Below are 21,446 nucleotides of genomic sequence, written 5' to 3' on the forward strand. Positions count from 1 at the left end.
GTGCGCAGGGATGGGTGCGCTCCCCTGGGGGCTGTGGACGGGGAGGGTGGGGCTTGCGGTGGGGTGCGGATGGTCTGGCTCGCCTTGGTCATCAGGGGCTGGTGCTCAGAGGGCCGGCGCTCATCGGGGTCCCCTCTCCGGCGCGCAAGGGGCTGGCCGCCTGCGACGCCGACGACCGGCCCATCGTGCCGTCCTCCTCCGGCATGCATGGGGCTGGTGACTGGCCAAGGCGGTGGTGGGACGGGTTCGATGGGACCTCACTTCGCGACAAAGGCGTCACTTCGCGACATGGACGGTACCTGCAGGTGTCGTCCATGTCGCGAAGTGACGCGCTTTTCGCGAAACGACGCCCAATCTGCGGCCCGTCGCGCAGCTCCTCGTGCAGGCGCCGCAGCCGGCCACCACCTCGAGGCCATCCAGCGCACCAAAGCCATCCAGCCCAGAACCCCGACCCACGCCCCGGACCACCCCGAGCCAGGAAGGGGCGCCAGAACCTCGCCCGCCCCGGTCGCGCCTCCCGGGGAAGCGCACCTAGACGACGAGGTTGAGGAGCAGGACCGCGGCCAGGGCGACCACCGAGACGAGGCACTCCATGAGCGACCAGGTCTTGAAGGTCTGGCCGACGGTCATGCCGAAGTACTCCTTGACCATCCAGAAGCCCGCATCATTGACATGGGAGAGGAAGACCGATCCGGCGCCGATGGACAGCACCAGCAGGGCGGCCTCGGGCGCCGTCAGACCTGTGGCCAGTGGCGCCATGATGCCCGCAGCGGTGATGGTGGCCACAGTGGCCGAGCCGGTGGCCAGGCGCACAGCAACCGCCACGAGCCAGCCGGCCAGGAGCGGCGAGAGCCCGGCGCCCTGGATGGCCTCGGCCATGACCTCGGCAACCCCGGAGTCCACCAGGGTCTGCTTGAAGCCGCCGCCGGCCCCGACGATGAGGAGGATCCCGGCGATCGGTCCCAGCGCCGACCCCACCCGGGAGCTGATCTCCTGCGCCCCCTGCCCCATGCGGGCGCCCAGGACCAGCAGGCTCAGGAGTGTGGTGAGCAGGAGCGCGACCACCGGAGTGCCCGCGAAGGCGGCGGCCCTGTAGAGGATCGAGCCGGTGGATCGGGGCATGATCGTCTCCACCAGGGTGCGCAGGAGCATGAGGATCACCGGCAGCAGGACGATGGAGATCGCCACGGCGAAGGAGGGCCGGCTCCCCCGGTCCCGCGGCGCGTCCTGCTCCCCCGGATCGTCCCGGTCCCCCAGGATGCCGCTGGCCTGGATGGGCACCCAGGCGGCCATGAGGCGGGCAGCCACGGGACCGGAGATGATGACCGTGGGAATGGCCACGATGAGCCCCAGGCCCAGGGTCAGCCCCAGGTTGGCGCCGATGGCGTCGATCGCGATGAGGGGGCCGGGGTGCGGGGGCACGAGCCCGTGGAGGGCGGACAGGCCCGCCAGTGCCGGGATCCCCACGAGGATGACGGGCAGGCGGGAGCGGCGGGCCACGAGCATGACGATGGGGATGAGCAGGACGACTCCGACCTCGAAGAACAGCGGGATCCCCACGACGAAGGCCACCAGGGCCATGGCCCAGGGCAGGAGCGGGACGCTGGTGCGGGCCAGGACCGTGTCCACGATGGTGTCAGCGCCCCCGGACTCGATGAGGAAGGCCCCGATGATGGCCCCCAGGGCGATGAGGACGCCGACGCCGCCGATCGTGGAGCCCAGGCCCTGGGTGAAGGGGGTGAGGGCGTCCACCAGTGGGATGCCCGCGATCACCGCCATGGCGAAGGAGCCCAGGGTCAGGGCGAGGAAGGGGTGCAGCTTGACCCGCACGATGAGCACGACGATCGCCGCCACCCCGATGAGGGCGGCGATGACGAGCTGGGCGGGTGAGGAGGAGTGGGTGACGGCGTCGGCCTCCAGGGGTGCTCGGACCAGGGGGGAGCCGACGGCGCAGACGGGGGCCAGGGGAGGCGGTGTCATGAGCTGGTCCTCCCATCGGCCTGAAGCGCCTCGAGGATGGCGGCCAGGGTGAGCTCGGGGGTCTGATGGGACTCCACGACAATGCCGTCCTCATCCGCCTCCAGGGGCTCGAGCGTGGCGAGCTGGGAGGGCAGGAGGCTGGGCGGCATGAAGTGGCCGGTGCGCTGCTCCATGCGCTCCTCCAGCTGGGCCTGCGGGACGCGGAGGTGGATGAAGCGCACCCGGCCCTCAGCCGCGGAGAGCAGGTCGCGGTAGGAGCGCTTGAGGGCGGAGCAGGTGACGATGGTGGAGGCCCCCTCGCCTGCGCGCCGGGTCATCCACTCCCGCAGGGAGGCGAGCCAGGGCCACCGGTCCTCATCGGTCAGCGGCGCCCCGGAGGCCATCTTCTCGACATTGGCGGCGGGGTGGAAGTCGTCGGCCTCGGCCACGGGCCACCCCAGCTCCCGGGACAGGCTCGCGGCCGCCGTCGTCTTGCCGCAGCCCGAGACCCCCATGATCACCAGGTGAGTCACCTGCCCCGGGCGGGCGCCGTCCCTCGGCTCCTGCATGCCGCTCATCTGCTCAGATCCTCCATGTCCTCCAGCTCCTTTCCCTTGGTCTCAGGCACCGTGCGCAGCACGAAGAGGAAGGACAGCAGCGCGCAGACGGCGTAGAAGCCGTAGGCGAAGGTCAGGCCGATGTCGGAGAAGATGGGGAAGGTGGTGGAGATGAAGAAGTTCGCCACCCACTGCGCGGCCGCCGCCACGGCCAGCGCTCCGGCGCGGATGCGGTTGGGGAACATCTCCCCCAGCAGCACCCACACCAGCGGTCCCCAGGTGGCGCCGAAGGCGACGACGAACAGGTTGGCCGCCACCAGCGCGATGGGCGCCCAGGGCGCTCCCAGGGTGACCTCGCCACCGGCGCTGATCTGGGCGAAGGAGAAGGCCAGGGCCATGAGCCCCAGGGAGGCGGTCATGACCACGGAGCCGACCAGGAGCATGGGGCGGCGCCCCACGCGGTCCACCAGCAGGATCGCCACGATGGTGACCACGATGTTGGTCACCGAGGTGATGACGGTGATGGTCAGGGCATCGGACTCCTGGAAGCCGATCGTGCGCCACAGTGTGGTGGAGTAGTAGAAGATGACGTTGATGCCCACGAACTGCTGGAAGACCGACAGGGCGATGCCCACCCACACGATGGGCTTGAGCCCCATGGCCGGGCCGCGCAGATCGGACAGCGACTCGCGCTTCTCGGAGTCGATGGTGGAGCGGATCTCCTCGATCTTGAGGTTGACGTTGACGATGCCGGTGAAGTCGTAGAGCACCTGGGAGGCCTTGTCGTAGTCGCCGCGGGCCACCAGGAAGCGGGGGGACTCGGGCAGCCGGAAGGCGAACAGGCCGTAGAGGAGGGCGGGGATGGCCTCGGCCATGAACATCCACCGCCAGGCGCTCATCCCCCACCACAGGGTGCCGGCGGCGCCCCCGGCGAAGCCGGCGAACATGGCGTCCGCCAGGAGGGCGGAGAAGATGCCGACGACGATCGCCAGCTGCTGGAGGGAGCCCAGGCGGCCGCGCACCGAGGCCGGGGAGACCTCCGCGATGTAGGCCGGGGCGATGACCGAGGCGGCCCCGACTCCCAGGCCCCCGATGACGCGCCAGACGATGAAGTCGGCCACACCCCAGGCCAGGCCCGAGCCCAGAGCGGAGAGGATGAAGAGCACGGCGGCGATGAGCATGACGGGCACGCGGCCCATGCGGTTGGCCACCGGTCCGGCGAACCAGGCGCCCAGGGCGCAGCCGATGAGTGCGGAGGAGACGGAGAAGCCCTTGAGGGCGGAGCTCAGGGTGAACTCGCCGGCCAGGGCGTCGACGGCGCCGTTGATGACGGCGGTGTCGAAGCCGAAGAGGAAGCCCCCCAGCGCCGCAGCGATGCAGATGCCGATGACGCGGGCATTGAGGCGGCTGACCGTTGAGGCGGCGTCGGGGTGATCGCCGCTCTCAGTGTGCTCGGTGTGCTTAGTGCTGTCGGTGGGGCGGGTGGTATCTGACATGTGGTCGTCCTGACGTCGGCGCCAGTGCCGTGGAGCGGTGGTTGGCCCGCGCGATCCTCTGCGCGGAGATTCCCCAGGATACGGGAATGAGTCCCACAACACACCGAATTGACCGGGTGGGCTGGCGCATCAGGACGGCTGGCGATCCACTCGGCCTCGGCAGGATCTGTGGCGCACTCGGGGTGCGATCGGTAGAATCGTGCGACTTATCGCTCTCGCACGAGGAGGTGCACGCCATGAGTCTGCCCGTCACCCACGAGTCGAGCTCCCATGCTCGCGCCGACTCCGAGACCCCTCCCACTGCCTCAGCCCTGCGCCGTCAGCGCATCGGCATCGTCCTCGGGCCGGTGCTGGCGGCGCTGGCCTACGCCCTCTTCCCCGCCGACGCCGTCGATCAGGTCAACAGCGCTGCCGCGGCGGCCGGCAACGAGGCGGCCTACACCGACGCCGGCCTGCGGGCGGTGGCTGCCGCCGCCGTCCTGCTCGGGGTGTGGTGGATGACGGAGGCGATCCCCCTGGCCGCCACCGCACTGCTGCCCCTGGTGATCTTCCCCGCCCTGCAGGTGGCGGACTTCAAGGAGGTGGCCGCCCCCTACGCCTCGGACACGATCTTCCTGTTCATGGGCGGCTTCATGCTGGCCCTGGCCATGCAGAAGTGGAACCTCCACCGGCGCGTGGCCCTGTGGGTGGTGCTGCGGGTGGGGACCAGGCCGCGCGCCCTGGTCCTGGGGTTCATGACGGCGACGGGATTCCTGTCCATGTGGGTGTCGAACACGGCCACGGCGGTGGTCATGCTGCCCATCGGCATCTCGGTGCTGGGCCTGGTCTCCTCCCTGGTAGGAGGGCCGGACAGGATGCGGCGCCTGTCGACCGGCCTCATGCTCGGCATCGCCTACGCGGCCTCGATCGGCTCGGTGGGCACGATCATCGGCACCCCGCCCAACGCCCTCATGGTGGCCTATCTCTCCGAGACGCATGGGATCGAGATCGGCTTCGGCCGGTGGATGCTGGTGGGGGTCCCCCTGGCCATGGTCCTCATGCTCGTGGCCTGGTGGCTGCTGGTCCACGTGCTCTTCCGGCCCGAGGTCGAGGACATCCCCGGCGGCCGGGAGGTCATCGCGGGGGCGTGGCGCGAGCTGGGCCCCATGAGCAGGGGGGAGATGAGGGTCGCGGTCGTCTTCGTGGTGACGGCGGCATCCTGGGTCTTCATCCCGCTCATCCTCAATCGGACGGGCTCCTCCCTGACCATCTCCGATGCGCTCATCGCGATGTGCTCGGCCACCGCCCTGTTCCTGCTGCCCGGTGACCGCTCGCGGGGGACCCGGCTCCTGGACTGGGCGACGGCCAAGGAGCTGCCCTGGGATGTGCTGCTGCTCTTCGGCGGCGGGCTGTCGCTGTCGGCGATGTTCTCCCGCCTGGGACTGTCGATCTGGATCGGCGAGCAGGCCAAGGGCCTGGGGGCGCTGCCGATCGTGCTCCTGGTGGCGGCCGTGGCGCTGCTGGTGATCCTGCTGACCGAGCTGACGTCGAACACGGCGACGGCGGCGGCCTTCCTGCCGATCATGGGCGGGGTGGCCATCGGCGTCGGCCTGACCGAGCAGGCTCCCGCCAACATCATGCTGCTGGTGGTGCCGGTGGCCCTGTCGGCAACCTTCGCCTTCATGCTCCCGGTGGCCACGCCGCCCAATGCGGTGGCCTACGGGTCGGGCTACATCCAGATCGGCGACATGGTCCGGGCCGGCATCTGGCTCAACCTGGCGGGGGCGGTGCTGGTGACGCTGGCCGTCGTCGGCCTCATGGTCCCGGTCTTCGGCCTGAGCCTGTGAGCTGCGGGGCGCCTTCAGCGCCTGTCCAGCGCTGGGGCGCCCCGACCGCGGTCAGGACCGCCTGCACGCCCCTGGCCGCCACGCTCACCCCAGCTCGGCGAGCACCTCGCGGGAGCGCTCCAGGGAGATGCCCGTCCCCGCGAGTGCCGGGACGACCTCGGGAACGGAGAGGGTGCCGTCGGTGCACTCGAAGACGACGCCGCGGTAGCCGTCACCGCCCTCGGCCAGGATCCACCGGGCCCAGGTGCCGGTTCGCGCCAGGTCCAGCACGCCGCGCAGATCCTCCACCCCAAGAGGCTGGTCGGAGCGCGGCCCTGCGCCTTCAGGCTCGGACAGGCGCACGACTGCGCCCGCCTCCGCCGACTCCACGGTCGCCTCATACCACCGCAGGCCGCAGGCTGCCTCAGCCAGATCGGCCAGGGGCACCTCGGACATGTCGTCTCCAGCCATCATGCGGGTGATGAGCACGCAGTTCCCGTCGTAGTCGCGCTGCTGCTCCAGGACGACGCCGGCCGGCAGACTCGCAGGCGCGGCGAGCAGCCAGACAGCCGGGTCGAGGAGGCCGCCGCCGTCGGGATCAGGATGACGCAGGGCCAGGGTCTCGCCGGTCAACGCGGCCGAGTTGGTGCCACTGTCGAGCGCCTCGCTGGCCACTGACATGCAGGCGGCCAGGACATCGTGATCCGTGGCACTGGCGATCTCGGCGGTGATCCCCGTGTCCTGGCTGCGCCGGCGGCTGCGCAGCTCGACCCGCACCCGGAGGGGGACGGTGTCCGAGCCGGGCGGTACCAGGAGGCCGTCCACCGCCTCATGGAGCCCGACGACGAAGGCCGCCATCTGGGTGGGCGTGACGGTCTCATCGAGATCACCGGTGACCTGGAGGCTCGCCTGGACCGATGCGCTCGACCAGCCGGAGCGGTTGTCCTCGGAGATATCGACGCCTGCCCACCCGTGCTCGGTGTTGAAGCGGGTGACGGCGGCGCGCAGCTCGGCCAGCCCGGGCGCCGGGGTGGGTGGGGGCGGTGGCGGGCAGGGGCAGGGGCGGTTCGCGTTGTAGTACGACAGGGCGCCACCGCCGGCGAGGACCGCACCGATGACGCCCAGGGCTCCCAGGATCACGGTGCGGCGTCGCATCCGATGCCGCCATCGGGGCCCAGGGGCGGCGTCAGCGCCGGCGCCGTCATCCGAGGCTCCGCCGGGGGCAGAGGCAGGTGGCGCCGCAGTGTCATCGGTGGAGGACATGCGGCCAGGGTATACGGCAGGGCCCGCCCACCTCGGCTCCTATCACGCACGGTCACCGCCTGACCTGGGTGCGCTTTCAGGGCTCCCCTGCGCTGCCAGGAAGGCAGGCGCTCCCGACAAGGCTTGCGTTGTCGACAAGGCGTGCGTATGATGATCTTTGCCCAGGGCAGTAGCCTTGCGAAGTGGACCCGGCAGCCTTCCGGACGGTGGGCGAGCCGGGTTTCGCGCTGGATGGGGGAACCTCAGTTCACCACTGATCTCACACCGTCACGCACTGAGTTCGACGACCTCGACTTCGATACCGCTTAACCGCTCCCTCCAGTCCCCACCCCTGTTCCAGCACCAGCTGATGCCGTCAGCAAGCCACAGCAACGGCTCCTCATGGTCGCGAAGATGGTCGTACGTTCCCTCCCAACCATGGCCGAGCACTTGCTGAAGGACCTGCCGATCAGCCTTCACCACGGAGTCGCTCCGATCCAGGACTAGGCGCCGGCATGTCATCATCTCAATGAGCGCCTTACGAGCTTCTGGACGCTCATTGGTGAAGTGAATCGACCGCTGCCCCTTGCGCATCTGCTGCTTGAGTTTTGCTCTTGCATTCGCGACATCCGCAGCCCTGACGGCAACCGCGGTCATCGAGTAGCCCTCAACCTCGGACTCGTCAACAAGCACATGGAAGGGACGAGAAATCCCCCATCCTCCCACCTCTATACAACTCTCTTCCGAGCCTTCGACACCGCCCTGTTTGACAGCCACTCCATTCCTGTCACTCACAGCATGCAGCTCACGCAGCCCTCGACCTCGGTGCCCACCAGGGCGGCCTGGCGCAGGCGGATGTAGTAGAGGGTCTTGATGCCCTTGCGCCAGGCGTAGATCTGGGCGCGGTTGACATCGCGCGTGGTGGCGGTGTCCGGGAAGAACAGGGTGAGGCTCAGCCCCTGGTCCACGTGCTGGGTGGCCGCGGCGTAGGTGTCGATGATCTTCTCGGGGCCGATCTCGTAAGCATCCTGGTAGAACTCCAGGTTGTCGTTGGTCATGTAGGGCGCCGGGTAGTAGACCCGCCCGATCTTGCCCTCCTTGCGGATCTCCACCTTGGCCACGATCGGGTGGATGGAGGAGGTGGAGTTGTTGATGTAGGAGATCGAGCCGGTGGGGGGCACCGCCTGGAGGTTGCGGTTGTACAGGCCCCCCTTCTTCACCTTCTCGGCGAGCTCCGCCCAGTCCTGGCGGGTGGGAACCTTGACCGAGGACTTCTCCAACAACTCGCGCACGCGCTCGGTCACGGGCACGAAGTCCTGCGTCGTGTACTTCTCGAAGAACTCCCCGCTGGCATAGGTGGAGTCCTCAAAGCCCACGAAGCTCTCCCCGCGCTCCACCGCCATCTCGTTCGACGCCGTCAGGGCCGCGTAGAGCACGCAGGCGAAGTAGACGTTGGTGAAGTCCAGGCCCTCCTCGGAGCCGTAGTGGATGCGCTCGCGCGCCAGGAAGCCGTGGAGGTTCATCTGCCCCAGCCCGATCGCGTGGGACTCGTGGTTGCCCCGGTCGATGGAGGGCACGCTGGGCAGGTGGGTCTGGTCGCTGACCGCCGTCAGGCCGCGCACCGCGGTGCGGATGGTGCGGGCGAAGTCCGGGGAGTCCATCGTCTTGGCGATGTTGAGCGAGCCCAGGTTGCAGGAGATGTCCTTGCCCACGTGGGCGAAGGTGAGGTCCTCGTTGAGCGTGCTGGCCTCGGAGACCTGGAGGATCTCCGAGCACAGGTTGGACATGACGATCTTGCCCTTGATCGGGTTGGCCCGGTTGACCGTGTCCTCGAACATCACATACGGGTAGCCGGACTCGAACTGGATCTCGGCCAGGGTCTGGAAGAAGGTGCGGGCGTTGATCTTCTTCTTCTTGATGCGCCCGTCGTCCACCATCTCCCGGTACTTCTCGGTGACGTTGACCTCGGAGAAGGGCATGCCGTAGACGCGCTCGACGTCGTAGGGGCTGAAGAGGTACATGTCCTCGTTGTTGCGGGCCAGCTCGAAGGTGATATCCGGGATGACCACGCCCAGGGACAGGGTCTTGATGCGGATCTTCTCATCGGCGTTCTCGCGCTTGGTGTCCAGGAAGCGCATGATGTCGGGGTGGTGGGCGTGCAGGTACACCGCGCCGGCGCCCTGGCGGGCCCCCAGCTGGTTGGCGTAGGAAAAGGAGTCCTCCAGCAGCTTCATCACCGGGATGACACCGCTGGACTGGTTCTCGATGCGCTTGATGGGCGCACCCATCTCGCGCAGGTTGCTCAGCAGCAGGGCCACTCCCCCACCGCGCTTGGACAGCTGGAGGGCGGAGTTGATGCCCCGGGCGATGGACTCCATGTTGTCCTCGATGCGCACCAGGAAGCAGGAGACCGGCTCCCCGCGCTGCGCCTTGCCCTCGTTGAGGAAGGTGGGGGTGGCCGGCTGGAAGCGGCCGGTCATCATCTCCTCGATGAGGTCCAGGGCCAGCTGCTCATCGCCGTCGGCCAGGGTCAGGGCCACCATGGTGACCCGGTCCTCGAAGCGCTCCAGGTAGCGCTTGCCGTCGAAGGTCTTGAGCGTGTAGGAGGTGTAGTACTTGAAGGCGCCCAGGAAGGTCTCGAAGCGGAACTTGTGGGCGTAGGCCGCCTTGAAGGCGCTCTTGACGAAGGCCGGGGAGTACTTGTCCAGGACGTGGCCCTCGTAGTAGCCCTCGGTGACCAGGTACTCGAGCTTCTCCTCCAGATCGTGGAAGAAGACGGTGTTCTGGTTGACGTGCTGGAGGAAGTACTGGCGGGCGGCCTCCCGGTCGGCATCGAACTGGATGAGCCCGTTCGCGTCGTAGAGGTTGAGCTTCGCGTTGAGCGCGTGGTAGTCCAGCTCCGGGGAGGACACGGTCTCAGAGCCGGTGTCCGTCAGCGTTTCTGCCAAAAGTCTTCCAATCCTTGCTTGACGCGCGCGACGTCGGTGGGAGTGCCCAGAAGCTCGTAGCGGTACAGCAGCGGCACGCCGAGCTTGCTGGCGATGATGTCACCGGCCAGGCCGTAGGCCTCGCCGAAGTTGGTGTTGCCCGAGGCGATGACGCCGCGGCACAGCGACCGGTTGTGGGGGTCGTTGAGGAAGGCGATGACCTGCTTGGGCACCGCGCCCCTGATCGCCCCACCGCCGTAGGTGGGCACCACGAGGACGTAGTCCTCATCCACCCTCAGGGGCGCCTCGGTGCGGCGCAGCGGGATGCGCACCGCCGGCAGGCCGAGCCGGCCGACGAACCGGTGGGTGTTCTCCGAGGTGGAGGAGAAGTAGACCAGCAGGCCCCTGCCGCTCACGGAGCGCCTGCGTCAGACGGCGACGGCCTCAAGGGCGGTGGCCAGGGCCTTGATCTTGTCCGGGCGGAAGCCGGACCAGTGATCGCCGCCGGCCATGATCACGGGCGCCTGGGCGTAGCCGAGGGTCTTGACCTGCTCCAGGGCCTCGGCGTCCAGGGAGATGTCCACGACCTCGTAGGACAGGCCGGCCTTGTCCAGCGCACGGTAGGTCGCAGAGCACTGGACGCAGTTGGGCTTGCTGTAGACGGTGATCGCCATGGTGGCCTCTCCCTCGGGTTCCGGTGGAGACCCCAGCGCCTCGCTCCCGTCGGGCGATGGCACCGGTGTAACCACACGCTTGTCATTCGCGGAGGGCCATGGTGGCCCCGCGAGACAAGACACTACCCCTAGGGGTCCATCGGGTCCACCACCCCAACATGCTGTGTCTAGTGCTGACCTGTGCACAACATCCTCCCGCCTGTGGACAGCTCCGGGACCGCCTGTGGAGGGGCCGTGGACAGCCCCTCCGCGCGCTGCGGCCCCCACCCGGGGGACCTGTGCGCCGATCCGCGGAACCATGGTCCTGCACGGGTGGGACACGAACAGGCCCCCGCGACCACAGCCCCGCCTCCCCGCTCCATCCACCGACGCCCTCGATCTGGGGACAAGCCGCTCAATCTCGTTTGCATCACAGCCCGCCGTCCGCGTGTCGCCGCCGCCTCGCAGGCCGCCCGGGAGGCGGCACCGCCCCGCCGAACCCGCTCGGGCAGATTATTGATACGGAAACTATCACGTCCGGGAGGGCGATTCCCAGGAAGGACTTTCGCCCGACATAACAGGAGAATCAGGGATCCCGCATGCCGCCTTCAGAACGTCTTTACAGTTTTTCCTCATGCTCTTCATAGAAAAGTCCCTTAGATTCGCCCCGCTAGTTCCCGTCACACCAACGGTTCCCCCCACCCGACCGTAGGAGCCCCAATATGTCCCTGTCCTCCTTACTCACACCCCTGAGCCACATCGCCGCCGACCTGGTGGCCCTGACCGTCCTGGTCGGCGTGCTCTACGCGCGCCGCCACCGCCGCAAGGACCTCGTGGCCGCCTATATCGGCGTCAACATCGGCGTCCTGGCCGTCACCCTCCTGCTGTCCACAGCAGATATCGGCGCCGGCCTGGGGCTGGGCCTGTTCGGCGTGCTGTCCATCATCCGACTGCGCTCCACCCAGTTGAGCCAGCACGAGGTCGCCTACTTCTTCGCCGCCCTGGCCCTGGGCCTGCTCGGCGGCATCCAGAGCGCCCCGCTCCCCATCGATGCGGCCCTCATGGCCCTGGTCGTGGCCTCCCTGTGGATCGGCGACCACCCCGCCCTCATGCGCCGCCACCGCCACCAGGTCATCCTCCTGGACCGCGCCATCAGCGACGAGACCGCACTGACCGCCCACCTGGAGCGCACCCTGGGCGCCCGCGTGCGCTACCTGGAGATCGAGAAGCTCGACCTGGTCAACGACACCACCCAGGTCGACGTGCGCTTCCAACTCCCGCGCCAGCAGCGCCGCCCCTCCTCCGAGCCCGACCCCCAGCCCTGGCCCGACCAGCATCCGCCCCATCCCACCTCCTGGCCCCAGCAGGGCCACGCCCCGTGGCCCCAGCCGCAGGCGGCCTGAGCGAATCGGGCCGGCAGTGGCCGATGACAGCCCTGACAGACCATAGGAGCCCTCATGCCCCGGCACACCCTCAGGCTGCGCACCCAGGGGATGGCGACGATCAGCCTCGATCAGCTCAACACCGACGCAGACCTGCTCACCCGCATCGACCGCAAGTACCTCATCCCCCTGCCCGACGCCCAGGCGCTCATCAGCACCCTGGCCCCGCACGGCAGGGTCCTCCAGATCGGCCGGCTCCAGGCCTTCTCCTACGCCTCCACCTACTTCGACACCCCTGACCTGTCCACCTACATGCTCTCGGCGCGCAAGCGCCGGCGCAGCTTCAAAGTCCGCACCCGCACCTACCTGGACTCCGACCTGTGCTTCCTGGAGGTCAAGACCCAGGGCTCGCGCGAGGCCACCGTCAAGACCCGCCTGCCCTACAGCTCCACAAACTGCGACCGCATCACCGATGACGGGCGCGCTTTCGTCACCGAGCGCCTGAGCGCCTCGAACATCCTCCCGCCGCCCCAGGCGGCGCAGGTCGCCCAGATGCTCACCCCGGTCATCCTGACCCACTACGACCGCATCACCATGCACCTGCCAGGTGACGGCGCGCGGGTGACGGTCGACGCCTACCTGACCTGGAGGGATATCGACGGGAGGGGCCCGGGTACCCGGGCCGCCTCGATCGGGGACCTCATCGTCGTCGAGACGAAGAACCCCGCCACACCCTCCCTGGCGGACCGGTTCCTGTGGTCCCAGGGGCATCGCCCAGCACGCATCTCCAAGTACGCCACCGGCATGGCCCTGCTCCACCCCGGGCTCCCCGCCAACAAGTGGCACCGCACCCTGACCCACGAGCTCGCGGACTCCCGCCCCAGCACCTACCAGGCCAGGCACGCCGCCTGAGCCACCGCGAGGAGCACCGGTCAGCGGGATCGGGGCGGAGCTCCCAGGCCCCGCTGCACATCTTCAGGCCCCCACCCAGCTGCCAGCCCTGGACATTCCCCATGATCTCGCCAGTCTCAGGGCTCAGGCCGAGTTGAAGATGTGCAGCAGGAGCGCCGCTGCACATCTTCAGCGCCGCTCGGCAGGATTCCTGCCGGACAAGCCGCGGAATCATGCGGATCCACCAATCGGTTGATTCCTGAAGATGTGCAACGCCCGCCCCGCCGGCCGGCGACTCCCGGTGATCCGTCTGACAGTCCCAGCCCGCGTCCCGCTTGAGCACCCACACCGGAGAAATCCATGCCTGGGGCTTTCCCCATTCACAGCCGGCTCATTGACTGCGCGTCTTGACTCCTTGGTGCCAGCCCGAAAGGGCCGCCCGACACACGAGGAGTCACTCCATGAGCACTCTCATGCACATCGCCGCCGACCTCATCGCCCTCGGCATCCTGATCGGCGTCCTCTATGCCCCTCGCCACAGCCGCAAGGACCTCGTGGCCGCCTATATCGGCGTCAACATCGGCGTCCTGGCCGTCACCCTCCTGCTGTCCACAGCAGATATCGGCGCCGGCCTGGGGCTGGGCCTGTTCGGCGTGCTGTCCATCATCCGACTGCGCTCCACCCAGCTGGCCCAGCACGAGGTCGCCTACTTCTTCGCCGCCCTGGCCCTGGGCCTGCTCGGCGGCATCCAGACCGCCCCGATCCTGGGCGTGGGCGCTCTCATGGCCCTGGTCGTGGCCTCCCTGTGGATCGGCGACCACCCCGCCCTCATGCGCCGCCACCGCCACCAGGTCATCCTCCTGGACCGCGCCATCAGCGACGAGACCGCACTCATCGCCCACCTGGAGCGCACCCTGGGTGGCCAGGTCCGCTCCCTGGAGGTCCAGCGCCTCGACCTGGTCAACGACACCACCCAGGTCGACGTGCGCTTCCAACTGCCCCGCACCACCGCCACCACCGGTCTCAGTGCCGACGCCACCGCCACCGGCCTGCCCTCCGCGGCCTCGCCGGCGGACAGCTGGGCCAGCGCCCGCCAGGCCGTCATCGCGGGTTGAGGCCCGCCGTCCCAGGAGGATCCCGCATGACCCGCCCAGCCGCCCCCGCCATGCCCCCAGCACCGCCCGTCTCACCTCCCTCAGCACTGATCACGCAGCGCCTGCCCGCCATCAGCCTGGAACAGCTGGAGGCAGCAGCGGGACTCCTGACCCGCGTGGACCGCAAGTACCTCGTCCCCCTGCCCGAGGCCCAGGGGCTCATCGATGCACTGACGGATCGGGCGCAGATCCTGCAGATCGAAGGCCGGCGCAGTCTCTCCTACGCCTCCACCTACTTCGACACCCCCGGCCTGGAGTCCTACATGCGCGCGGCGCGCAAGCGCCGGCACCGCTTCAAGGTCCGCACCCGCACCTACCTGGACTGCGACCTGTGCTTCCTGGAGGTCAAGACCCAGGGTTCGCGCGAGGCCACCGTCAAGACCCGCATCGCCTATCGCCCCGGAGACTCGGGCCGCATGACCGAGGAGGGGCGCGACTTCGTGGCCTCCTGCCTGAGCTCCCTGGGGATCGCCGACGCGCGGGCCGCCGAGCGCATCGCCGGGTCGCTCGCCCCCGTGCTCGCCACCACCTACCGGCGCTGCACCCTGCACCTGCCCGATGACGGGGCCCGCGCCACCATCGACACCGACGTGACCTGGAGGCGCCTGAGCCGCACGGCCTGGCGGAGAGCGCCCGGGGCACCGGCCCCGGCCGCCGGGCCCGGCGCCCCAGTGGGGCTCCAGGGCTGCGCCGTCGTCGAGACGAAGAACCCGGCCCGCCCCTCATCAACCGACCGGCTGCTGTGGTCCGCCGGCCACCGGCCGGAGCGCCTCTCCAAGTACGCCACCGGAATGGCCCTGCTCCACCCCGGGCTCCCGGCCAACAGGTGGCACCGCCTCCTGGCCCGTGGTCCCGCCGATCCCACCGGGATCGTCAGGCCGACCGGCCTGGCGACGGCGGCCTGAGGCCCTTCGCGCCCACCCGGACGCCCGTTCCGCACTGACCCACCGATACCACCACAAGGACAGAATCATGATCACCCGCACTCTCCTTCACCGCCGCACCACCGGACCGATCGTCCTGCTGGCCGCCCTGAGCCTGGCCGCCCTGAGCCTGGCCGCCGGATGCTCCGCCTCCGGCACCGCTACCGACGCCCAGGCGGCATCGGCCGGCCAGTCCGGCTCGGCGTCGTCGGCCTCGCAGTCCTCGACGGCCTCAGAGTCCTCGGGCACGGCCTGGACCACGATCTCCGAGGCCATCGCCTCCGCCTCCGCCGGCGCGACCACTGCCGACATCCTGGCCGCCAACGCGCAGGTCGAGCAGGCCTCCACCCCCCAGGACGACGCCGGCACGGTGGATGCCTCCGGCGCCACCACCATCGCCCTGTCCGGCACGGCCGCCACCGTCCAGGGCGAAGGCGCCAGCGCGGAGGGCTCGATGGTGACCATCACCGAGGCGGGGACCTATGTGGTCTCGGGACAGACCTCCAATGGCAGGATCGTGGTGGCGGCCCCGGGCGCCCAGGTGCGCATCGTCCTGGACGGCGCCTCGATCACCAGCAGTGATGGCCCGGCCATCGATATCCAGGACGCCGGGGAGGCGATCGTGGTCCTGGCCGAGGGCTCGACCAACGCGCTGGCCGATGGCGCCGTCTACGCCGACACCTCCTCCGAGGCGCCGACCGCCGCCCTGTTCTCCTCCGACACCCTCACGCTCACCGGCACCGGCTCGCTGTCCGTGACCGGCTCGCACAGGGACGGCATCTCCTCGAAGAACGGCCTCATCATCACGGGCGGCACCACCATCGAGGTCACGGCCGCCGACGACGGCCTGCGCGGCAAGGACTATGTGGCGATCAGCTCCGGGAGGCTGACCATCAATGCCGGTGGGGATGCGGTGAAGTCCAGTGAGGACACCGATGAGACCAAGGGCTTCGTGTCGCTGGGCGAGGCCTGGCTCACCCTGGTCTCCGGCGACGACGGCATCACGGCGGCCACCGATGTCACGGTGGCCGGCACGACCCTGGAGATCACCGCGGGAGGGGGCCAGGCCGCTGCGGTGCCGCAGGAGGATCCCGGGACGGGGGCGCAGTCCGGCGAGGAGTCCCAGGACGCCGCCCCTTCCCCCAAGGGGATCAGCGCGGGGGTGAGCTACACCCAGGACTCGGGCACGCTGACCCTCAACACCGCTGATGAGGGCCTCCAGGCCCCCTTCGTGACCATCAGCGGCGGCGAGCTGTCCGTGACCTCCGGAGATGACGGGATCAACGCCTCCAATGGCGACCACGTCATCGAGGGCCATGAGAGCGCCGACTCGGAGTCCGACGACGGATCGGTGCTGACGATCTCGGGGGGCGCCGTCCAGGTGGGCTACGCCGCCTCGGACGGCATCGACTCCAATGGCTCGGCCCATGTCACCGGGGGCAGGGTGGTCATCGGGGGCTCGACGGGCTCCATGGACGGGGCGATCGACGCCAACGGGGCCACGACCCTTGTGGGCCTCACCGGGGCGCCCGCTGTCGCTGAAGGAGACACCATCACCCTCAGCGGGGCTTCGGAGTGGTCGCTGACCAGTGCGATCTCCGCCGCCGATATCACGGTCCTGGGCCTGGAGGAGGGCAGGGAGTACACGGTGTCCTCCACGTCCGGCGGCTCTGCTACCGCGACCGCCTCCGCCCTGTCCGCCGGGATGGGCGGGCCCATGGCTGGTGGCCAGGCCCCTGGTGGTGCGGGCGGTCCTGGTGGCCGGAGTGGCCAGGAGCCTGGCGGGCAGGCACCTGAGGGGCAGGGCGACCAGGGCTCATCCGCTCAGGGTTGAGGCCCCGGCGCGGGGCCGCTTGCCAGGGCCCGCAACGGGGGCGGGCGACTCCTGGACTGCCCTGCCCATCACGGGGTCGACCCCACCGCGCATCTCCGAGTACTGGGGGTGGGAGCCGCAAGATTCTGCGGCTCCCACCCCCAGTACTGTCATGTGGGCATCGCGGTTCCCGGAGGAACCGCAACCTGAGAGGGGCGGACCTGGGGCAGAGATTCATGCTGCTTCAATGAAGTGCAGTTCCCGGAGGAACTGCAACCGGGTGGCTGTTTTGATCCCCGCCCCGGTCATGCAGCTTCAATGAAGTGCAGTTCCCGGAGGAACTGCAACCGCGCAGCGGGCGGGGTTCCGCACCTGGGGGTACGGGCTTCAATGAAGTGCAGTTCCCGGAGGAACTGCAACGGCCTCCTTGTGCCCGAAGGCGCCGTTCTGGAGGTCGCTTCAATGAAGTGCAGTTCCCAGAGGAACTGCAACGACTATGCTCCGCCGTATCGGCGGGGATTCCGCACTCGCTTCAATGAAGTGCAGTTCCCGGAGGAACTGCAACCCACCTTTGGGATGACCGTACGCGAGACGCCCATGCTTCAATGAAGTGCAGTTCCCGGAGGAACTGCAACTTCACTATCCGCCCCGCTACTGCCCATAGCGCGGTGATGCTTCAATGAAGTGCAGTTCCCGGAGGAACTGCAACACCGCCCACTTTCGAGGGTTCCCTGGATGTCTTCCGGCTTCAATGAAGTGCAGTTCCCGGAGGAACTGCAACAGCACCCTCAGAATAGCCCGGCCTGCCGGGGATCCGAGGGGGTTCTGCGAGCGCTGCGGCCAGCAAGCCGGCCGGCGCCCTCCGCGTCGCTCAAGGCTAGCGCACGATGCCCGCAGTCTCAACGATTCCCGCCCGCGAGCGCTCCGCGGGGATCCCAGAGCACCGGAGCGCTCGCATCAGGCGATGAGCGGCCCCTCCGGTGTGATGGTCCGGGTCAGGCCCACATAGGAGAAGCGCCGCTCGTCGATGGAGGACAGCAGGCCCACATCGCATAGGAGCACGGAATCCTCCTCGGCGTCGATGATCCCGTCCAGTTCGCCGCGCATCCGCAGGAGCTTGGCCGGGGAGGCATCCACGACGAACACCGAGTACTGGATGCGGTCGCCGTAGGTCAGCAGTTTCTTCGCCACCCGGTTCCAGCGCCGGTCCGACGGGACATCGTAGGCCACAAGGACGCGTCTGACGTCGTCACGCATCAGCGCACCGTCACTCCCCGGTACGCCTCCTGGGTGCCATCGATGGCACCCAGCACCAGGCGCGCCTGGACCTCGATCGCGCGCCGCCATGTGACGTCGTAGCCGAACACCGGGTGCTTGAAGGTGGTCTCCACTCGCCGCTCGAATCCGGCGATCAGCTGCTTGCGCCCACGATCGGTCATGCGGCAGCCGCCTATCGCACTGCTGATGTCCGCCTCGGAGACCTCCCCGTTGCGCGCGCACCAGCATGCCGCGGTCCGTGGCGGCCACGCCGCGCATGGTGACCACCACCAGTCCCGGACTCCTCGATGCCGATCATCGTGGGCCTCCGAGCCCCTCGCGCACCAGCTCGGCCGGCAGGTCGGCCGGGACCAGGAGCCCCCCTCCCAGGTGCCGGCTCTGGCCGATAGCGGTGAGCCCGGTGTCCGGGCACAGCTCCCCCGTGCTCAGGAGGGCGGTGTAGGGCTGGGCGACCATGCCCGGGGGCATCCTGTGGGCGTAGGCGCTCGGGTGGCGCACACGCCTGCGGTACCACATGACCCCGGCGCCGCGCTGGCGGACCCGGGCCACCAGCTCCCGATAGCCCTGGGCCCCCTTGGGCACGGGGCCCTCGGAGGCACTGAGCGCATCGCGCCACACGAAGCCCAGGGACAGCAGGATCGCGTCCTCGAAACCCCAGGAGCCCCGCTGCCGGGTGACCTCGGGCACCGCCACCGGGGCGGGGGACCACAGCCGTGCCGCGCCTGGGCCGGGACCGGGCCAGAAGCACCGGGCGTCGAGGATCTCCCCCACCGGCTGCAGGCGCGCCCGCCCCCACCGGGAGCGCAGGTGCCTCATGCCCGCCAGGGCGCCCAGGATCACGGCGGTCTCATCGTCGGTGACCCGGGAGGGGAGCATCACCAGGAAGGCGCCCGGGGCCGATACCGGCCCCGCAGCCGCCGAGCGCGCCAGGTCCGGGGCCGGCAGGTAGTGGATGGCCAGCCGGTTGGCGGGCACCGCCGCGCCCTCGGGGTAGCGCCCGGTGACGACGGCGGGGGCGCCGTCGCCGATCCGGGAGACCAGGGCGCGGTGGAGGGCCACGCACCACCCCAGTCGGCGCTCCGGCGCGATCACCTCCCCCGTGCCGTCATCGGCCTTGAGGATCAGGACATCCCGCCACGGCGGGTCCTGCCCGTTCGCGGGGTCATCGGCGTTGACGGGGGCGTACCGCACCATGCGCGTGCACTCCTCGGAGGTGGGGGCGTTGATGATCATCTCCTCGGCCTTGGGGCGGTCATCCCCGGGGGTGGGCGGCCGCTCCGAGTGGGCCCGGATATGGAGATCCTGCAGGATCCTGGTGCGCCCCGCAGCGGCCACCCGCAGACGCAGCGGCCAGGGGCCGGCCGAGGCGGGCCTGACCGCCCTTGAGGTGCCACTCGATGCGCGGGAGCCGGGCCGGGAGCGGATCACCATCCGCCACGGCAGTGGAGTCGGTCACGGCCCCCCTCATCGCACTGGTCAGGGCCGGTTCAGGTGAGCAGCCAGGCGGTGGCGTCGGCAGGCAGGACCGCGGGCTGGGCACCGGCGTCGATGGGGGCGCTGGACAGGATGACCTCGCCCGCGGGCAGTTCCACCGGGGCCCCGAAGGCCGTCCAGCACTGCAGGCCGCCGCGGGCGAAGGCCAGGGCGTGCTCCGGGGCCTCCAGCCAGGTCAGGGGCGCATCGTTGGCCGCGCCCCACACCCGGCGGCGCAGCGCCAGCCCCCGGCGGTAGAGCTCCAGGGCGGAGCCGGCCTCCCCCTCCTGGGCCTGGGCGCTGAGAGTCCCCCAGGACGGGGGCTGGGGCAGGTGGGGCTCGGCGCCGTCCTCGGGGCCGAAGCCGCTGGAGGCCCCCGTGCGCGTCCAGGGCAGCGGCACCCGGCAGCCGTCGCGGCCCTTCTCCACCGCGCGCCTGCGCAGCGCGATGGGGTCCTGCAAGCGGTCCTCGGGGATGTCGGGGACCTCGGGCAGGCCCAGCTCATCCCCCTGGTAGATGTACATGGAGCCGGGCAGGGCCATGACCAGCAGGGCCCCGGCCAGGGCCCGGCGCCTGCCGGCGGCCGCATCCCCCACGGGGGCCACGCCGTTGGCGACCACCCACTGGCGGGCCAGGGCCAGGCTCGCCCCCGCGGGCTCGTCCCCCTGCGCCGGGTCGTAGGGCCCGGGCTCCTCGGCGCCCCGGCCATCGGGGGAGGCACCGGCCTCCTGAGCGGCGCCCCGGCCCTCGTCCTGCCTGCCCGCGCCCCGCGGGTCGAAGCCGTAGCGGGAGGCCACGCGGATGACGTCGTGGCAGCCCAGCACCCAGGTGGTCGAGCCGCAGCGCTCCAGGTCATCGAGCCCGGCCTCGACCGCCCACCGGTAGGAGGCGGGGGTGAAGTCGGCGTCCTGCATCTGGAAGTTGAAGGCCTGGCCCACACTGGCGGCATAGGCCGCGCGCCTCGAGGCCGCCACCCCCGCCTCGGCCACGGCGAAGCGGGGCGGGTCGTAGTCCTCCAGGATGCTGCGCCACTCGCGGTAGATCTCGTGGACCTCATCGCGGTCGAACAGGGGGTGGGATCCGTCCTCGGGCAGGGGCCACCAGGGCATCTGGGAGAAGGGCCGGTAGGGCTCGGACATGTCCTTGGCCATGCCCAGCGCCGCATCGACGCGGAAGCCGTCCACCCCGCGGTCCGCCCAGAAGCGCAGGGTGCCGCGGAAGTGCTCGCGCACCTGCGGGTGGCCCCAGTTGAGGTCGGGCTGCTGGACGGCGAAGATGTGGAGGTACCACTGGTAGGGGCGCCCGGTCCCTGGGCCGGTGAGGGCCCGCCCCTGGGCGTCGCGGTCCTCGATGCGCTCCCAGGCCGGGCCCCCGAAGATCGACCGCCAGTCGTTGGGCGGCTCGGCCCCGTCGGGGCCGGTGCCCGGCCGCACGTGGTAGAGGTCCCGCTCGGGCGCGTCGGGCCCGCCGGCCAGGGCGGCGCGGAACCACTCGTGGCGGTTGGAGGAGTGATTGGGGACGATATCGACCAGGACCCGGATGCCGGCGGCATGGAGGGCCCCGACCATCTCGTCGAAGTCCTCCAGGGTTCCGATCTCGGGTGCCACGTCCCGGTAGTCGTCGACGTCGTACCCCCCGTCCGCGAGCGCGGAGGGGTAGAAGGGCGAGAGCCACACGGCGTCCACCCCCAGCTCGCGCAGATAGGGCACGCGGGAGGTGATGCCCACCAGGTCCCCGATGCCGTTGCCGTCGGCGTCGGCGAAGGAGCGCGGGTAGATCTGGTAGACCACCGCGTCCTTCCACCACGGCCGCTGCTGTGCGGCGGGCGGGGCGGGGCGGTGGGGTCGGGAGGCCCGGGGCGGGGCGGGGCTGTCGGTCACGGGAGGACTGTGC

General features: G+C 69.9%; 18 protein-coding genes and 1 CRISPR repeat array. Of the genes, 6 read left to right on the forward strand and 12 right to left on the reverse strand.

Going from position 1 to position 21,446, the window contains the following annotated elements:
* Window positions 1–531 precede the first annotated feature (531 nt).
* From J5X07_RS03190 to J5X07_RS03200, 3 genes are read right to left on the reverse strand one after another with little or no spacing between them, the layout of a single operon-like run.
* Entirely contained in the window at window positions 532–1,980 is a 1,449-nt protein-coding gene (locus J5X07_RS03190; RefSeq protein ID WP_208478657.1) for a GntP family permease, read from the reverse strand.
* Window positions 1,977–2,537 carry a gluconokinase gene (locus J5X07_RS03195; protein ID WP_243896395.1) on the reverse strand — a complete coding sequence of 187 codons (561 nt, stop codon included), beginning with the start codon at window positions 2,535–2,537 and terminating at the stop codon, window positions 1,977–1,979. The genes J5X07_RS03190 and J5X07_RS03195 overlap by 4 nt, the downstream gene beginning before the upstream one ends.
* Window positions 2,534–4,012: a sugar porter family MFS transporter gene (locus J5X07_RS03200; protein WP_208478658.1), complete on the reverse strand. Its 1,479-nt coding sequence runs from the start codon at window positions 4,010–4,012 to the stop codon at window positions 2,534–2,536. The genes J5X07_RS03195 and J5X07_RS03200 overlap by 4 nt, the downstream gene beginning before the upstream one ends.
* A gap of 236 nt (window positions 4,013–4,248) precedes the next feature.
* Here J5X07_RS03200 and J5X07_RS03205 point away from each other — a divergent pair, with 236 nt between their 5' ends.
* Window positions 4,249–5,838: an SLC13 family permease gene (locus J5X07_RS03205; RefSeq protein WP_208478659.1), complete on the forward strand. Its 1,590-nt coding sequence runs from the start codon at window positions 4,249–4,251 to the stop codon at window positions 5,836–5,838.
* Between the two features lie 84 nt (window positions 5,839–5,922).
* Here J5X07_RS03205 and J5X07_RS03210 read toward each other — a convergent pair whose 3' ends face one another.
* The 5 genes from J5X07_RS03210 to nrdH all read right to left on the reverse strand — a co-directional run bounded on the left by J5X07_RS03210 (window position 5,923) and on the right by nrdH (window position 10,660).
* Window positions 5,923–6,972 carry a hypothetical protein gene (locus J5X07_RS03210; RefSeq protein WP_208478660.1) on the reverse strand — a complete coding sequence of 350 codons (1,050 nt, stop codon included), beginning with the start codon at window positions 6,970–6,972 and terminating at the stop codon, window positions 5,923–5,925.
* Window positions 6,973–7,347: 375 nt separating this feature from the next.
* Window positions 7,348–7,836 carry a hypothetical protein gene (locus tag J5X07_RS12825; RefSeq protein ID WP_243896396.1) on the reverse strand — a complete coding sequence of 163 codons (489 nt, stop codon included), beginning with the start codon at window positions 7,834–7,836 and terminating at the stop codon, window positions 7,348–7,350.
* Between the two features lie 14 nt (window positions 7,837–7,850).
* Window positions 7,851–10,007: a class 1b ribonucleoside-diphosphate reductase subunit alpha gene (nrdE, locus tag J5X07_RS03220; RefSeq protein ID WP_208478661.1), complete on the reverse strand. Its 2,157-nt coding sequence runs from the start codon at window positions 10,005–10,007 to the stop codon at window positions 7,851–7,853.
* Window positions 9,992–10,402: a class Ib ribonucleoside-diphosphate reductase assembly flavoprotein NrdI gene (nrdI, locus tag J5X07_RS03225; RefSeq protein ID WP_208478662.1), complete on the reverse strand. Its 411-nt coding sequence runs from the start codon at window positions 10,400–10,402 to the stop codon at window positions 9,992–9,994. Before nrdI ends, nrdE begins: the two co-directional genes overlap by 16 nt.
* A 12-nt stretch (window positions 10,403–10,414) precedes the next feature.
* Entirely contained in the window at window positions 10,415–10,660 is a 246-nt protein-coding gene (gene nrdH / locus J5X07_RS03230; RefSeq protein WP_124933190.1) for a glutaredoxin-like protein NrdH, read from the reverse strand.
* Between the two features lie 701 nt (window positions 10,661–11,361).
* On the opposite strand from nrdH, the gene J5X07_RS03235 reads away from it, so the two are divergent.
* From J5X07_RS03235 to J5X07_RS03255, 5 genes are all read left to right on the forward strand, one after another.
* Window positions 11,362–12,042 (forward strand): DUF4956 domain-containing protein, encoded by a 681-nt coding sequence (locus tag J5X07_RS03235; protein ID WP_208478663.1) that lies wholly within the window; start codon window positions 11,362–11,364, stop codon window positions 12,040–12,042.
* Between the two features lie 54 nt (window positions 12,043–12,096).
* Window positions 12,097–12,933, forward strand: a complete 837-nt coding sequence (locus J5X07_RS03240; protein ID WP_208478664.1) for a polyphosphate polymerase domain-containing protein — start codon at window positions 12,097–12,099, stop codon at window positions 12,931–12,933.
* A gap of 440 nt (window positions 12,934–13,373) precedes the next feature.
* Entirely contained in the window at window positions 13,374–14,027 is a 654-nt protein-coding gene (locus J5X07_RS03245) for a DUF4956 domain-containing protein (RefSeq protein ID WP_208478665.1), read from the forward strand.
* 26 nt (window positions 14,028–14,053) lie between these two features.
* Window positions 14,054–14,971: a polyphosphate polymerase domain-containing protein gene (locus J5X07_RS03250; protein ID WP_243896397.1), complete on the forward strand. Its 918-nt coding sequence runs from the start codon at window positions 14,054–14,056 to the stop codon at window positions 14,969–14,971.
* A 67-nt stretch (window positions 14,972–15,038) separates the two neighbouring features.
* Window positions 15,039–16,823, forward strand: coding sequence for a carbohydrate-binding domain-containing protein (locus J5X07_RS03255; RefSeq protein ID WP_208478666.1), 1,785 nt, complete (start codon window positions 15,039–15,041; stop codon window positions 16,821–16,823).
* Between the two features lie 220 nt (window positions 16,824–17,043).
* Window positions 17,044–17,583: direct repeats of the CRISPR family, unit length 36 nt; unit sequence GCTTCAATGAAGTGCAGTTCCCGGAGGAACTGCAAC.
* A 176-nt stretch (window positions 17,584–17,759) separates the two neighbouring features.
* Here the strand turns inward: J5X07_RS03255 and cas2 are convergent.
* The 4 genes from cas2 to J5X07_RS03275 form a co-directional block, all read right to left on the reverse strand.
* Window positions 17,760–18,059 (reverse strand): CRISPR-associated endonuclease Cas2, encoded by a 300-nt coding sequence (gene cas2, locus J5X07_RS03260; RefSeq protein ID WP_208478667.1) that lies wholly within the window; start codon window positions 18,057–18,059, stop codon window positions 17,760–17,762.
* The gene (locus tag J5X07_RS03265) at window positions 18,059–18,241 is read right to left on the reverse strand and encodes a hypothetical protein (protein ID WP_185731987.1); all 183 of its coding nucleotides are present in this window, start codon (window positions 18,239–18,241) and stop codon (window positions 18,059–18,061) included. Before J5X07_RS03265 ends, cas2 begins: the two co-directional genes overlap by 1 nt.
* 133 nt (window positions 18,242–18,374) lie before the next feature.
* Complete coding sequence (csb2, locus tag J5X07_RS03270; protein ID WP_208478668.1) at window positions 18,375–19,511, reverse strand: type I-G CRISPR-associated protein Csb2; 1,137 nt, start codon at window positions 19,509–19,511, stop codon at window positions 18,375–18,377.
* A gap of 56 nt (window positions 19,512–19,567) precedes the next feature.
* The gene (locus J5X07_RS03275; protein ID WP_341769389.1) at window positions 19,568–21,433 is read right to left on the reverse strand and encodes a glycoside hydrolase family 13 protein; all 1,866 of its coding nucleotides are present in this window, start codon (window positions 21,431–21,433) and stop codon (window positions 19,568–19,570) included.
* Window positions 21,434–21,446 lie beyond the last annotated feature (13 nt).

The sequence above is a fragment of the Actinomyces bowdenii genome (assembly GCF_017592395.1).
In the GTDB taxonomy this organism is placed as follows: Bacteria; Actinomycetota; Actinomycetes; order Actinomycetales; family Actinomycetaceae; genus Actinomyces; species Actinomyces bowdenii.